This is a genomic window from Vreelandella sedimenti, assembly GCF_013416325.1.
GTDB classification, from domain to species: Bacteria; Pseudomonadota; Gammaproteobacteria; order Pseudomonadales; family Halomonadaceae; genus Vreelandella; species Vreelandella sedimenti.
In genome coordinates, this window is sequence record NZ_JACCGK010000026.1 from 1 (window position 1) to 14,216 (window position 14,216).

At 44.8% G+C, this 14,216-nt stretch carries 16 protein-coding genes and 1 pseudogene; 10 read left to right on the plus strand and 7 right to left on the minus strand.

Annotated features, from left to right (window positions below):
- The coding region (locus HZU72_RS23690) for a hypothetical protein (protein ID WP_208458186.1) at nt 1-206 on the plus strand (206 nt) is incomplete at its 5' end.
- 63 nt (nt 207-269) lie between these two features.
- Complete coding sequence (locus HZU72_RS21665) at nt 270-488, plus strand: hypothetical protein (RefSeq protein ID WP_180095833.1); 219 nt, start codon at nt 270-272, stop codon at nt 486-488.
- Between the two features lie 48 nt (nt 489-536).
- Here HZU72_RS21665 and HZU72_RS21670 read toward each other — a convergent pair whose 3' ends face one another.
- The 6 genes from HZU72_RS21670 to HZU72_RS21695 form a co-directional block, all read right to left on the minus strand.
- Entirely contained in the window at nt 537-1,292 is a 756-nt protein-coding gene (locus HZU72_RS21670; RefSeq protein WP_180095835.1) for an amino acid ABC transporter ATP-binding protein, read from the minus strand.
- On the minus strand, nt 1,289-1,957 hold the full coding sequence (locus HZU72_RS21675) for an amino acid ABC transporter permease (RefSeq protein WP_035538134.1): 669 nt from the start codon (nt 1,955-1,957) through the stop codon (nt 1,289-1,291). The genes HZU72_RS21670 and HZU72_RS21675 overlap by 4 nt, the downstream gene beginning before the upstream one ends.
- An 82-nt stretch (nt 1,958-2,039) precedes the next feature.
- Nucleotides 2,040-2,810, minus strand: a complete 771-nt coding sequence (locus tag HZU72_RS21680) for an amino acid ABC transporter substrate-binding protein (RefSeq protein WP_180095837.1) — start codon at nt 2,808-2,810, stop codon at nt 2,040-2,042.
- A gap of 165 nt (nt 2,811-2,975) precedes the next feature.
- Entirely contained in the window at nt 2,976-3,653 is a 678-nt protein-coding gene (locus tag HZU72_RS21685) for a hypothetical protein (RefSeq protein WP_180095839.1), read from the minus strand.
- Between the two features lie 240 nt (nt 3,654-3,893).
- On the minus strand, nt 3,894-4,082 hold the full coding sequence (locus HZU72_RS21690; protein ID WP_180095841.1) for a flagellin: 189 nt from the start codon (nt 4,080-4,082) through the stop codon (nt 3,894-3,896).
- The gene (locus HZU72_RS21695) at nt 4,048-5,304 is read right to left on the minus strand and encodes a flagellin N-terminal helical domain-containing protein (RefSeq protein ID WP_180095843.1); all 1,257 of its coding nucleotides are present in this window, start codon (nt 5,302-5,304) and stop codon (nt 4,048-4,050) included. Before HZU72_RS21695 ends, HZU72_RS21690 begins: the two co-directional genes overlap by 35 nt.
- Before the next feature lie 647 nt (nt 5,305-5,951).
- Between HZU72_RS21695 and rfbA the strand changes: the two are divergent.
- From rfbA to HZU72_RS21735, 8 genes and pseudogenes are all read left to right on the plus strand, one after another.
- A pseudogene (gene rfbA, locus HZU72_RS21700) lies at nt 5,952-6,800 on the plus strand (glucose-1-phosphate thymidylyltransferase RfbA).
- Nucleotides 6,801-6,841: 41 nt separating this feature from the next.
- Nucleotides 6,842-7,936 carry a DegT/DnrJ/EryC1/StrS family aminotransferase gene (locus HZU72_RS21705; RefSeq protein WP_180095847.1) on the plus strand — a complete coding sequence of 365 codons (1,095 nt, stop codon included), beginning with the start codon at nt 6,842-6,844 and terminating at the stop codon, nt 7,934-7,936.
- Nucleotides 7,933-8,622 carry a WbqC family protein gene (locus HZU72_RS21710; RefSeq protein WP_180095850.1) on the plus strand — a complete coding sequence of 230 codons (690 nt, stop codon included), beginning with the start codon at nt 7,933-7,935 and terminating at the stop codon, nt 8,620-8,622. Before HZU72_RS21705 ends, HZU72_RS21710 begins: the two co-directional genes overlap by 4 nt.
- Before the next feature lie 42 nt (nt 8,623-8,664).
- Nucleotides 8,665-9,645 (plus strand): hypothetical protein, encoded by a 981-nt coding sequence (locus tag HZU72_RS21715; RefSeq protein ID WP_180095852.1) that lies wholly within the window; start codon nt 8,665-8,667, stop codon nt 9,643-9,645.
- Nucleotides 9,646-9,656: 11 nt separating this feature from the next.
- Nucleotides 9,657-10,667 carry a sulfotransferase gene (locus tag HZU72_RS21720; RefSeq protein WP_180095853.1) on the plus strand — a complete coding sequence of 337 codons (1,011 nt, stop codon included), beginning with the start codon at nt 9,657-9,659 and terminating at the stop codon, nt 10,665-10,667.
- A 116-nt stretch (nt 10,668-10,783) separates the two neighbouring features.
- Entirely contained in the window at nt 10,784-11,425 is a 642-nt protein-coding gene (locus tag HZU72_RS21725; RefSeq protein ID WP_180095855.1) for a sulfotransferase, read from the plus strand.
- 10 nt (nt 11,426-11,435) lie between these two features.
- Nucleotides 11,436-12,461, plus strand: coding sequence for a GSCFA domain-containing protein (locus HZU72_RS21730; protein ID WP_180095857.1), 1,026 nt, complete (start codon nt 11,436-11,438; stop codon nt 12,459-12,461).
- The gene (locus HZU72_RS21735) at nt 12,458-13,174 is read left to right on the plus strand and encodes a hypothetical protein (RefSeq protein ID WP_180095859.1); all 717 of its coding nucleotides are present in this window, start codon (nt 12,458-12,460) and stop codon (nt 13,172-13,174) included. Before HZU72_RS21730 ends, HZU72_RS21735 begins: the two co-directional genes overlap by 4 nt.
- Nucleotides 13,175-13,221: 47 nt before the next feature.
- Here HZU72_RS21735 and HZU72_RS21740 read toward each other — a convergent pair whose 3' ends face one another.
- A complete protein-coding gene (locus HZU72_RS21740) occupies nt 13,222-14,205 on the minus strand; it encodes a glycosyltransferase (RefSeq protein ID WP_180095860.1) in 984 nt (327 codons plus the stop codon).
- Between the last annotated feature and the right edge of the window lie 11 nt (nt 14,206-14,216).

The window sequence follows — 14,216 nt, forward strand, 5'->3', positions numbered from 1 at the left end:
CTTTTATACCCTGTGAGAAATCCGGGCTAGGTGATGGCATTTACTTCTGGGTAGACAGCTTTGACCGAGCAATGGATTGGGCAAAACAGAGTAGTAAAATTAAGACCCCTTATGTAGTCGGTGCCTTCATAGCCCCTGGATTCTGCCTTAACTTAACCGACTACGGTGTATCTGAAGAGCTGAAGCTTGCCTACCGGTTTTTATAAGACACGTATGCGAAAGCTGGCAGCTCTCTTCCCAGCAACACCTACGAACTAAATAGCGTCAAAATGGTACGAAAGCTTGATTGTGCGGTTATAAAATCTGCCCATCAGCTTAGAGAAGACCAGCAAGAACAAGCATTTGATACTGTTTATGGAGTGTTTGAAGAAGGCTCGGAACTCTATCCTGGCTCGGCCCTGAAAGAAAAAAACCATATCCAGATCGCTGTACGAAACCCGCAATCTATTATTGGATATTTCAGACCAGAGCAGCTGATTAACCTCTAGCCTCATAGTTTCGCTTCTCCTGATAAAACATTACCCGCCCCCCCCCCCTTAAGGCACTGCCTGCCCGGTAGGCGCTAAAATTTTGCGCAAGAAATGGCGCGTTCGCTCATCTTTGGGAGCAGTGAACAACTCTTCAGGAGGCGCTTGCTCGACGATACCGCCGTCATCCATGAAGACCACTTGATCTGCGACTTCCCGGGCGAACTGCATCTCGTGGGTGACTACGATCATCGTCTGGCGCTCTACCGCCAACTGCTTCATCAAGCTCAACACTTCCTCTACCCATTGAGGGTCAAGTGAAGAGGTGGGTTCGTCAAACAGAATCACGTCAGCGTTGGCGGCCATGGCACGACCAATACCCACTCGTTGCTGCTGGCCGCCGGAAAGCGAAGCGGGATAAGCATCTGCCTTGTCTGCCAGACCGATGCGTTCAAGGATCTCTCTTGCCCGTGCATGGGCCTTAGCCTTCGGCAGTTTGTCCACCACAATCATCCCCTCGCTGATATTCTCCAGCGCAGTTTTATTGGCGAACAGGCCGTAGTTCTGAAATACAAAGGCGGTACGCCGGCGCAATGCCAAGATATCTGCCCGGCTGGCACGCTGGGTATCAACGCTCAAATCACCCACCTGCAAACGGCCTGCATCAGGGCGTTCAAGAAAGTTGATACAGCGCAGCAACGTCGATTTACCCGTTCCGGAAGGCCCAATGATCACGATGATCTCGCCTTGAGAAAGGCTCAAATCAATATCTCGAAATACCGTATGGGCGCCAAAACGCTTGGTGATGCCTTGCAGCGAAATCATCGTTGGTAGGCCTTATTCAAGTAAATTTCTAACCGACGCTGCCCCCAAGAGAGCACTTCCACAATCGCCCAATAAATCAGCGCCACCAGCAGGAATGCTTCTAAATAGAGGAAGCTGCCCGCGGCCTCTTTTTGGGTAGCGCCCATCAACTCAGTCACCCCCAACGTAAAGGCCAACGAGGTCGCCTTGATCATGTCGATGAAATAGTTCATCAGCGTCGGCGTTGCCACGCGGGTTGCCTGGGGCAGAATGATGCGGCGCATCAATTGCGACTGGGTCATCCCGATGGAAAGCGCGGCTTCAGTCTGGCTGCGATCAATCCCGACAATCGCCGCACGAATAGATTCGGCCATATAGGCAGAGAAGTGCAGCGTCAGGCCTAGCACAGCGGCGGTAACGCCAGTAATCGAAATCAAGGCGCTAATCAGTTGTGGCAGGCCATAATAGAACAGGAACAGCTGAACCAGCAGCGGCGTACCCCGGAAAAACGAGATAAACAGGAGCGAGAAGCCGTTCAAGAATGGCACTTTTGATACGCGAACCACCGCCAGCAGACACGCCAGAATCAGCGCAAAGAACATGGCGATCGTTGCCATTTGAAGGGTGAGCGGCAAGTAGCGCAACAGAACCGGCAACAGCCCCCACATATATTCGAGGTTAAGCATGATAATTAAACATAGGCCAAATCGCTTATAAGCAAACGGCCGTGGCAATGCCACGGCCGCGTTGAACGGATCAGTTCAGCGTTTAGGGCTGGGTGATATCAGTATTGAACCACTTTTCCGATATCTCACGCAGCTCACCATTCTCACGCAGCTCACTCAGCGCTGCATCGACACGGTCGCGCTGCTCACGGCCCGCTTCATCATCACGGAACGGCAATGCGTTCTCAATGGTCGAGAACGGCTGCCCCGCCAGCTCTAACGGTAGGCCTTTCTCTTTAATGACCTGCGTAGCACTCACGCGATCCATCACAAAGGCTTCTACCCGGCCCAGCGCCACATCCTGCTCGATATTGGACTCATAGGTGCGAATATCGATTTCATCGGCGTTGGGCTGCTCACGTAGCAATTGCTCATAGTTCGAGCCCAGGTTGACGGCCACGCTTTTGCCGGACAAATCTTCAACACTTTCAATGGTGTCATTGCCTGCCCGCACCACGACCTGGGCGCCGTCATACACGTAAGGCGAAGTGAACACATACTTCGCTTCGCGCTCTGGGGTAATGGTGATCTGATTGGCAATGGTGTCGATACGGCCAGATTCAAGCATCCCCGCCAAGCCCGAGAAGCTCGCCGTGACGAACTCGATCTCATCACCGGTGATCTCACCCACGGCATTCATGACATCAACTTCAAAGCCCTTTAGCTCGTCCTGCTCAACGAAGGTAAAGGGAAAGTAACCGCCGGACATGCCCACACGGAGCGTATCAGCTTGGGCTGAAGCGGCGAAAAACCCACTGGCAACGCTCAACGAAAGCGCAGCGAGGGTGGTAGTCAACTTGCATGGTAGTGGCATGAGTCTGTTTCCTCGTTAGTCGATATCCCGACGATCCGAATAGCCACACAAATAATCATGAGGCATTGATGCTGCTAGTTTACCTCTACGACAAAAGCATACAAAAGAATATTAAAGATAATTTTTATTCCATTACAGAATATATTGTCGCGCTCAGCTGTTTGGCTACTTTTGCCTGATAGATTGGAACGTTTTAGGAGTCGCTACCTGTCGCTCAGCATCCAGCACGCTTCCACCTAACGCTGCCAACTCTTGGGTAAAGTCTACAAATTTTTCCAATTGCACCTTATCAAACCCGCGCCTGCGCTTTGTTTTTTTGAGAATGATGCTCAGACCGCTAATCAGGTCACCTCCTTGCTGAAAGGCATCCGGAGAAGGCAATACTCCAGGCGGGTAGGCATTGGTGACCCGCAACGGGTTTTGCGGTGTCACGCCCGGCACGCTATAAACCTGCATCGCAGCATCGTAGTGAGCCTCCCAGTTTTGCAAGCTCACGTGCAGCTTTTTATCGAGAGCGTGATCAGGCTGATCAAACATAACAAACAGCACATGAGTGCTCTCTTCCGCCTCTACAGGTGGCACCTCCTCTACGCTATCTTCATTCTCGGGTAACGTAGAGGAGGTATTCACCTGTTTAACAACAGCAGGAGGCTGAGCGACCAGTTCATTGCTCTCATCGGCTGGCACTGACTGCCCGAGCCTTAACCACTCCCCACCTCGCCACATTCCCCCTTCCAGCACGCCTCTGCCACTCAATAGGAAATACATGCAAACGATAAGGCTGTTAAAACTCAACCAACCTGCAGCAATCGCTAAGGTTACCGCCAGTTTTTGCGGATCCATGGGGTGTCTTCCTGCCCAATGACGAACGTAAAATTTGGGCACCCGCAAGGTGGCGAGTGCCGAAGATAACTACTCATTATCGAGCAAATGCCAGGAAGATCAATTTTGCAGGCTAAGTAATTAGTGGCAGAGGTTTTAGAAGAAGCAAGCCTATAGGTGTCAGGACTTGCACAATTAATACACCCATCGGCTAGTTAATTAATCCAGCAGAGAAAGCACGCTTTGTGGGTTCTGGTTGGCCTAGGCTAGCATCGAAGTACTAGCTTGCTGCAAAATACGCGCGCAAGTCATAGTAGATGCGTCTACGGCATAGTCAGCATCCTCAATTCTCGACTTAGCAGTTCCCAAGTCCACTTGCTCCTGGCTCAAGGTGCCAATGGCAGATTCAAAGCGGTTATGGAGCGCTCCATACTGACTTCGGATAGCCATCAAACTGCCCCATTGCCTGCTCAAGCTTCTGCATGGCTTCTAAGGCCTTCTCTATAGGGTCCAGCGCCACCCCTTCAAGTCCCAGCGACTGAGTGTTAGAAGGCGTGGGAGCGATCGTGATGGAATCCATTTCCTGACCAACACCAGCACTGACCACTATGTTTGTAGGGGTGCTAACGGGGGTCGACACCGGTTCAGGGTCGTCATATTCAATCGGCATGTCGTCCCAAGTAGCTCTGGCATTAAATGAACCTTGGCCTACCACGAAAACAATTAGGTTTTCGGTGACTTTCTCGAAAGTTACTCGCTCCAGCATATTTTCCGGCAGCCTGCCGTCGTTAAACTCGGTATTGGCATCATCGACTGAAGCCAAGACAAGCCGATCACCGTCTCCGCTATAGGTAATTTTCATGTCGTTATAATCAAGCTCAACAGGCGGCGAGCTTAGATCATAGCTTCCCGCTGCATCTTGAAGCAGGTTAGCATCGTAGCTGGCCCCAGGCTCAAACCCATTTTCAGACGTGAGTAGTGAAGTATTAATATTCGTAATATCTTGAGACTGCCACACATGGTCAGTATGAACCCCATCAATGGGCGTCCCTATCAGGTGCTTCCCATCTTGAGTAATTATCTGAACGTCGTCATCTAAACCTAAAGAGTTGATCTCCAGCGTGACGTTAGTGGCACCCGAAGGTACGTGAGCCAATGAAACTGTACCGGAGGTAAAACTCTCAAAACCTAGCTCTAGAAGCTCAGTAATATGAGCGGCGTCGCCTAGTTTAACTGGCAATGGCCGCAGCTCAGCGGGTGCGAGTGGCGTCTTACCAAACGCCTCATTACTGAATGCGAGTCGGTCGACCTCCTCTGCGAGTTGCTGATACTCGGCATTGACTGAGAAGCGGTCAGCATCAGAAAGGGTACCATTCGCAGCGTGAATAGCGAGCTCACGAGCGCGTTGCAAAATATCGTTAATGCTATCAAGACTACCTTCGGCTGTTTGCATCAGCGAGATGCCATTGTTGATGCCTTGAGTTAACGTCTTTCCAGCTTGAAGACTGGACTCCAGACGATTAGCAATAGCCTGCCCGGCTGCATCGTCCTTCGCCCCATTGATACGCAACCCCGACGAAAGGCGCTCGATAGCAGCCTCCATGGCAGAGTGTGAGCGCTTGAGCTGGTTCTGACCATTTAAAGAGAGCAGATTCTTATTAATCACCGCCATCTAAGACATTTTTGTACACAATTAGTTACAACAGGTACCGGCAGGAGCGATAGAAACCTTAGAGTTCTCTGGCATAGATACTCAAATGCAGTGACCGAACACCGCTGAAATCAATCAACCTAGGATTATGAAAATTTAACACAAAAGAGACACTTATACCGAAAAGCACACCATCTCAGATGAGGGTAAATTAAGCATACACCCACAGGGCAGCTTGCGCCGTTCGCTCCGCCTTTGAAGTGAGTGCCCTACACACTTATCCTGGCTGAGCAGCATCCAATGACACGTATGCGTCGTCATTAATCGCTTTAATGCCTGTCATAGACCTTAACACAAGGCCTTTTCAGCTAATTGCATTCAAAGGGCTTATGGCAAAATGATTAGTAGCGGCTCCATTCAGCGCATATATGCTTCATAGAAACGCACGTACAGAATGATCAAATCGCCCCCCGTAGGATGAAATTTGAGTGATTCTTTTAGTTAATGACGTATACCCTTCAAACAGGCCAAGAAGATATCCCATTGATAATAATAAATATTACCGCGTAACAGGGTGCTTTGCTCGCTACAGCTAACACCCATCCTGGGTTAAGAAGCCTAAAAAATTGCCGATATCTCAATAGAGCGGCATTGAGCAGGGTTAGAGTATGAAAGGCATCATTTTGGCAGGTGGAAACGGGTCTCGCTTATACCCCATTACGTTGAGTATTTCTAAGCAGTTGCTGCCCATATACGATAAGCCGATGATCTATTACCCACTCTCAGCGCTTATGCTGGCGGGCATACGTGATGTATTAATTATCACCACACCTAATGACCAAGTTAGTTTTCAGAGCCTGCTCGGCGATGGCTGTCGCTTTGGTATTAACCTAAATTATGCCGTACAGCCTAACCCGGAAGGTTTAGCACAGGCATTTCTCATCGGAGAAACGTTTATTGGTGGCGATGACGTCTGTCTCGAGCTTGGCGACAACATTTTCTACGGCCAAGGTTTTACGCCCAAGCTTCGCCAAGCTGCTGCTCGGGGTAGCGGCGCAACTGTGTTTGGCTACCAAGTAAAAGAACCGGAACGCTTCGGAATTGTGGAGTTTGATATCAAAAAAAGGGCGATCAGTATAGAAGAAAAGCCGATAAAACCACGCTCTAACTACGCTGTTACGGGCCTCTATTTCTATGATAATGATGTCATTGACATTGCTAGACAGGTTAAGCCTTCTAAGCGTGGTGAACTTGAGTTTAATAGCATTAGCGACCTACACGTTGAGGTACTTGGACGAGGATTCGCCTGGCTAGATACAGGCACTCACGAGAGTTTACTAGAGGCCGCCCAGTTCGTAGAAACCATTGAGAAACGCCAAGGCTATAAGATCACCTGCCTTGAAGAAATGGTCTTCAACCAAGGCTGGTTAAGCTAAGAAATATTGGTTAGCCAGAGCAAGCCGTTAGAAAAAAGCGGCAATGGAGCCTATTTACAACAACTTGCAAATGATCTGTAGGCAGTTGATGCCGCACTAATTTGCTCAATGAAAGGGCCACAATGATTCCTGTAACTAAGCCTTACCTCCCTAGCCGTGAAAAACTCAACCAATATATAGATGGCATTTATGAGCGCGCCTGGCTCACCAATAATGGTGAATTAGTACAAGAATTGACAAAGCGTTTGGAGGAGTATCTCAAGGTAGAAAACCTACTTCTTGTAGCTAACGGCACACTGGCCTTACAGATTGCCTATCGAGCATTGGGCATTAGTGGCCGTGATAATGCTACCGAGGCCATCACCACACCATTTACGTTTGTGGCAACAGCCAGCTCGCTAAAGTGGGAAGGTGTAGAGCCAGTATTTGCAGATATTGACCCAGACACCTGGTGCTTGGATCCCGCTAACATCGAACCAGCTATAACGCCGAAAACCCGCGCCATCGTTCCCGTACATGTATTTGGCAATACCTGCGACGTAGACACTATCAATGCCATTGCGAGCAAGCACAGTCTAAAAGTTATCTACGACGCCTCTCACGCCTTCGGTGTGAAATACCAAGGTGAAAGCGTGCTTAAACATGGCGATGCCGCCACTCTTAGTTTTCACGCGACTAAGCTCTTCCATGCTGGCGAAGGTGGCGCGATTGTTTTTAAACGCAAGGAAGATCTAGAACGGGCGAAGAAAATGATCAACTTCGGCATCACTGGGCCAGAAACTATCGAAGAACTAGGCATCAACGCCAAGATGAATGAGTTGCAGGCAGCCATGGGGCTTTGTGTGCTGCATGGAATGGAAGAAAACCTTAAAGCCCGTGACGCCGTGTGGCAACGCTACGAACAAGCATTGAGCCAGACCCTGCAACTGCAGACCCAACCGAATGGGCTGGATTACAACTACGCTTACTTCCCAGTGGTATTTGAAAACGAAGAACAGGCACTGCGGGTAGCGGCAACACTCAAGGAGAACGGAGTGCTGGCGAGGCGGTATTTTTATCCGTCCCTGGAATCAGTGGAGTGTTTAGGCGCTAAGGCAGACCAACCCGTATCCAAAGATATCGCCAGCCGGATACTTTGCCTGCCAATCTTTGATCAGCTCTCTCGGAAAGACCAGAAAAACATCATCAATTTGATTGAGACGGAGCTGAAGGCATGAAGCTAGCAGTCATGCAGCCATACCTGTTCCCTTACATCGGCTATTTTCAGTTGATCTATGCCGCCGATCTTTTTCTGATTTACGATGATGTTGCGTACATAAAACAGGGATATATAAATAGAAACAGTATCATGTCAGCGAATGGTGCTATACGATTTACTGTTCCGGTGCCGGGAGCTTCTTCGAACAAATTGATTTCAGAGCTGGCGTTCACCTCGGATGTGGCAAAAGTTCTTAAAACGATAGAGCAAAGCTACCCCAAGGCTCCCTATTTTGAAGATGTATTTCCGATGATACGGGGGGCTCTGGAACTGGAGGAACGATCAATCGCAACTGTATGCCAAAAAAGTTTTGAGGATATCTTTTCTTATCTTGGTATAGATAAGCAGTTCAAGAAAACGAGTCACCTTGAATACAACCGCTCTGCCTCCGCTCGCGACCGGTTGATTGCCTTGTGTCGTCAGTTCAGTGCTGATTGTTATATCAACGCTCCCGGTGGGCGAAAGCTGTATGCGACGCAAGACTTTGCCGAGAAAGGGATTGATTTGAAGTTTGTTGACTTGCTGCCGGTAGAATATTCGCAGGGAGCTGAAGAGTTCGTTCCCAATTTGTCGATTATCGATATGCTGATGAACTGCTCACCAAACTTAGTGATAGAACACATGGAGCGTTATGAACTTGGTTAAATTACTGAATTGGCACATGTCCTTCAGATTGGCTGATTGATAATGGGTTTTATTAAAGACTCGGCTATTGGTGGCTATCAGGGGCTAGAGTTGCCCGTTTATGACGCAAACTTTGCGCAAGGTGTGATTAAAACCAACTCTGCTCGGTCTGCTATTAAACTGGTGCTGAGCTCCATAGAGGCAAAGAAAGTTTGGTTGCCTGCATACACCTGTGATGCCGTAGTGGAGGCTGCAAGCGATATAGGCGTTACCGTTGAGTTTTATAAGGTCGATAGCAGTTTTGATGTAGACCCCGCTCTGCAACTCAAAGAAGATGAGTTCATATTGATCGTTGACTACTTTGGGCTCTGTGGTGAAGTGGTTCAAGGTAGTAAAAGCCGATTCGACCATAGACAAATGATTGTCGATTGCTCGCAAGCCTACTTTGCAGAGCCGGCAGGTTCCCTTGCAACTATCTATTCCCCAAGAAAATTCTTCGGTCTACCAGATGGCGGCTTACTCTATTCAAACGACACTCGTATCAAGCAGCCAGAGCAACGGGATAACACTTCTGAATCCCGAGTGGCTCACTTGATAAATCGGCTTACCAACAGCCCGGAAGAGGCCTATCAGCAATATCTAGAGGCCGAGCAAGCAATCTCGAACTTGCCTGCTCAGGGAATGTCCTGCTTAACGGAGCGCCTGCTTCAATCAGTCGATTACGAACGAGCCAGAACAGCAAGAGCCAAAAACGTCTTATATCTTCACGAGCTTTTGAGCCAGTACAATCAGCTCAATCTGAAGATTGACGAAAGCGCAGCTCCCTTGTGTTACCCGTTCCTTACGAATGTGAAAACGGCCAGCAAGGCAGAACTGATAAGCCAGCGGGTATTTGTTCCAACCTATTGGCCTGAGGTGTTGAACCGGGTAGAGGAAGGTTCTTTCGAATGGAATCTTGTTACGAATGGTTTATTCCTGCCTTGTGATCAACGCTACAATGAAGACGATATGGACAGGCTGATCAGTCTGCTCGCAATCAAGTAAAAGGTGTCAATATGGCTGCTTCTGAAAACCGGACAGAAAAATACGCACGGGTTTCAGCACTTGAGGAATTGCTCAAAGACCTGAATGGCAGTTTGGTGGATGCCAATGAAAACTACCGGAAAGACTCAGATGAGCATTTCTCTAAAATCTTTCTGATGGGACCTCACCGCTCTGGTAGCACTCTGTTTATGCAATGGCTCGCCAACACTGGTCTAGTCGCCTACCCAACCAACCTTCTGTCCCGCTTTTTCGGTGCACCTCTGGTAGGTGCAAAAATCCAGCAACTGTTGACAGATCCACGCTACAACTTCCGTAACGAAATACTGGACTTCAACTCCGACGTCAACTTCAGCTCTGACAATGGCAAAACCAAGGGGGCGCTTGCTCCGAACGAATTCTGGTACTTCTGGCGCCGCTTCCTCCCATTCGACGAGCTGGATTACATGCCAGCGAACGAGCTAAATCAAAAAGCTAACCTGACAGGTTTCCGGGACGAACTGAACGCACTGGCGAATATCTTCGAAAAACCGTTCGCCATGAAAGCCATGATCATGAACCAGAATATTCCAGAACTTGCAGAGCAATTCGACAAGTTTCTATTCATTTGGATTCGCCGCGACCCGATCTTCAACATCCAATCGGCGCTGGAAGCCCGACAGCGCCAGTACGGCGATATTAACGCTTGGTATTCGTTCAAGATTAAAGAGTACCCCCGCCTCAAAGATTTGAATCCTCTTGAATCGGTAGCCCGCCAAATCTCAGCGATCAACCTCTCAGTAGAGCAGGGCATAGCCGCGTTACCAGACAACAAGAAGCTGGTAATCCAATACGAAGACTTCTGCCAGCGGCCAGAGTATTATTACAACGAAATCACTCGTAGGCTCGCTGAACAAAATAATGTAAACATGGAGCTGTTGCCTAGATACACCGGAGAAACTGGTTTTTTCAATACAAACAACTGGCGTTTAGTAAATTATAGCTTGGAAGAAGCGATTGCAATGCATAAAAGTATCACAGCTTAATGCCCCTACTTATTTTTAACTTAATCACTTTAAAAATAGCCACGTTGGTAAAGAAATTAAAAGTTTTCCTTTTGACAAAATCAAATTGAAATCAAGCTGACTATAGGAATACATGTATGGAAAACAAAGTTTTTTGTATCTCAATGCAAAGAACCGGAACCACTTCTGTAGGAAGATTTTTCAGTGATGCCGGTTTAAGGTGGTCCGGCTGGGCTGACTGCAGAAAAAATGGGTGGGCAGAATCTTGGTATAATGGTGATTATGAGAAAATATTTTCATCAAATGATTTTTTAGTTAAAAATGCCTTTGAGGACTCTCCTTGGTGGGCTCCAGGATTCTACAAAATATTATATCATAGATTCCCAGACTCAAAATTTATTTTGCTAACAAGGGATACAAACTCATGGCTTAATTCCATGATTAACCATAGCAATGATAATTTAATCGGCGAACCTGAAAGGCATTGTAAAATTTACAGAAGAGAAAAAGAGTTCTACGAAAAAAACAAATTTGCGTTATTAAATAAAAAAAGCATGTGCATAAGCGAAGCAACTGAAAAATACAAAGAAGTATATGAAAATCATAATAGAGAAGTTATAGATTTTTTTGGTAAAAAATCTCCTAGCAATCTTTTTGTAGGTAAACTCGAAGATCCAGATAAATGGCAAAATCTAGCCAGTTTTTTGAATATAAAAATCAGCAAAGATTATAATAACCATGAAAACTCATCAAGTAACCCATCATCTAGAAACAGGTAAGTAGATTACGATGAACAATGCTTATAAAGAATTAGAAAAAAAGTGCTTTTGGAATCCATCCGTAGGAAATATTAACCCACTAGATATTCAACAAGTTTGTAACCCTAAGTTCAAAATAGAGAAAAGTGATAAAATAGCCACGTACGGATCATGCTTTGCACAACACATTGGAAAAAATCTTAAGCAAAGAAACTTTGATTGGCTAATAACTGAAAAAGCGCCTGAATTTATAAGTAAAGAGCTTAGAGAGGAGTATAATTATGGAGTATTCTCCGCTCGCACTGGGAATATATATACGACGACTTTATTAAGACAGTGGATTAAAAACTCAATTAACAATCAAAGTATTGTTGAAGTATGGAAGAAAAACAATAGATATCATGATCTGTTTAGACCAACTATTGAGCCAAATGGCTTCTCATCTGAAAATGAGCTTATAGCTTCAATAAGGCATACAGAAAACTGTTTCAAGCGATCTATCACAAATTGTAATATATTTATTTTTACTTTAGGGCTTACTGAAAGCTGGATGAATATTGAAAACGGATTTGAATATCCGATATCACCAGGTGTAGCGGCTGGAGAATTTGATCCTTACAAACATATATTTATCAATCAAAACTATCAAGTAGTATATAATTCATTAGAAGAGAGCATATCAGAACTAAAAAAAATAAACAAAGATATAAAAATTATTTTAACTGTATCACCTGTACCTTTGGTAGCCACAAAAACTGACAAGCACATTCTGGCAGCAAACACGTACTCAAAATCTACGCTTCGTGCTGTAGCTGGTGACCTAGCTAACAAATTATCTTATGTAGAATACTTCCCCTCTTTCGAGATAATTAATAGCCATATTTTTAGAGGAATTTTCTTTAACAATAATCAGCGCACAGTAAACCCTCATGGCGTTGATTTTGTAATGAACCATTTTTTTAATTCTTTTTTCAGAAGTGATTGCCAAAAACACCCTAAGTCTGAACTTACTAACAAATGTGATGAAGAGCTAATCGAGGCATTTAAAAAGTCATGAAAAAAATATGCATTCTTGGCAACAGTCATGTGGGCTCACTAAAAAGAGCTTGGGACGAACTTAAGCAAAGCTCTGTTGGAAAAGATTTTGAAATTACGTTTTTTGCTGAAAGGGGAGATTTACTTAAAAGCTTAACAGCTGACAATAAAATGCTAGTGACAGATAACATGAGGGTAAAGCAATCACTAGCATTCACTTCAGGAGGCGTCTCTCACGTCAATACAAATGAGTATGACATTTTCTTGATTTATGGAAGCCAGCTACTTCCGTTTTGGCTCTATGATGATGCTTTTTATTCGCTCGAATTTATTGAGCGGTCCATACAGGAACACTTAGAAGGGAGTCAAGCGAAACACCTATTAACAGAATTAAGAAAAGCAACTAATAAAGAAATATTTTTAGGGCATGATCCTATGTTAACCCAAAAGAGTAGCTGCCCACAGTATACAGTCAAAAACTACAATGTAGGAATGGAAAAACTAAATAGTTATTTAGCGAAAAACTATAATGCTAAAGCAATAAAACAATCAGAGATAACATTAGAAAATAAAAATATTTGTGAAACTGACATAGCTTATTTAAAGAACAGTAGACGATTAGCTATTGGTTTTAATAATGATAATGAAATACATCCTAAAGATGATCTCCAGCATATGAATGATGACTTTGGGTCAATTTGGATTAGCAATTTTTTTGAGAAATTATATTTATAATCTATAGCCAGCTCAACTTATTAGATGAGCTGGCTAATAGATAACAGTTAAACTGGCCTAATATATTTTTCTGGAGAAAACCCTCCAAGCTTTTTAATATTATCAACTAGTTTTTGCTTAAGTTCTTTTTTCATGCCATCTTTAATATCTGTTGCATTTAGGGCATTCATTAAAAAGTCTATTTCTACTAGCTTCTTTCTATTCATTATTTTCTTAGCAAGGTAAGGGTACATTGATTCTAAAATTTTAAGGTTTTCTAAGTTATTATCAAGTATTATTTGGTGCACTCTAAAACCACTCTGAGATTGCAAAGTAGTGCTGGAACTTACAACACCTCTACGATAGACAGACATCGGCAAAGGAATATAAAGCACCCCTTTCTCGGAAGAAATAGCCTCAATAAAAAAGTCGCCATAGCCAGGTGCTTTTTTTCGCAAGAAACTCAAAAACTCAAAGTATTTTTTCTTTGTCATAAAGTATGAAGACGTTGGAGCAAATTGGTTTTTTATGTTAAAAATAACTTCTTGACTAACAATTGATATCTTATCGCCATAATAACAGAACACATCTTCTACATCGGTTTCTTCAAAAGCTATAATTGCAGGATGCACGCATAAACACTGTTCATTATTAGTCATCAAGTCATATTGCCGTTGCAACTTATAATTATCTAACCAATAATCATCTCCATCGCATATAGTGACATATTCACCTTCGACTAAATTTTGATGTTCAATTCTTGGCACATTTTCTTTTCCATGATTAAATTCAGCCAAATATGGAAACACAATATCAGGATACTTTTTCTGATAATTTCTAATTTTTCCTTGAGTGCCATCTGTAGAACAATCATCATAGACGACTATTTTAAATGGAAAACTAGTTTTCTGCGCGAGTATACTTTCAAGAGTTTCTTCAATATAGCTCACATGATTATAGGTTTGGACATAACAAGTTACCTTAATTTCTTCACTTTTCCAATCTTTCGTAATTTCATCTTGTTTAGGGACTACATTTAATTCTGACAACATAATTATTCTCT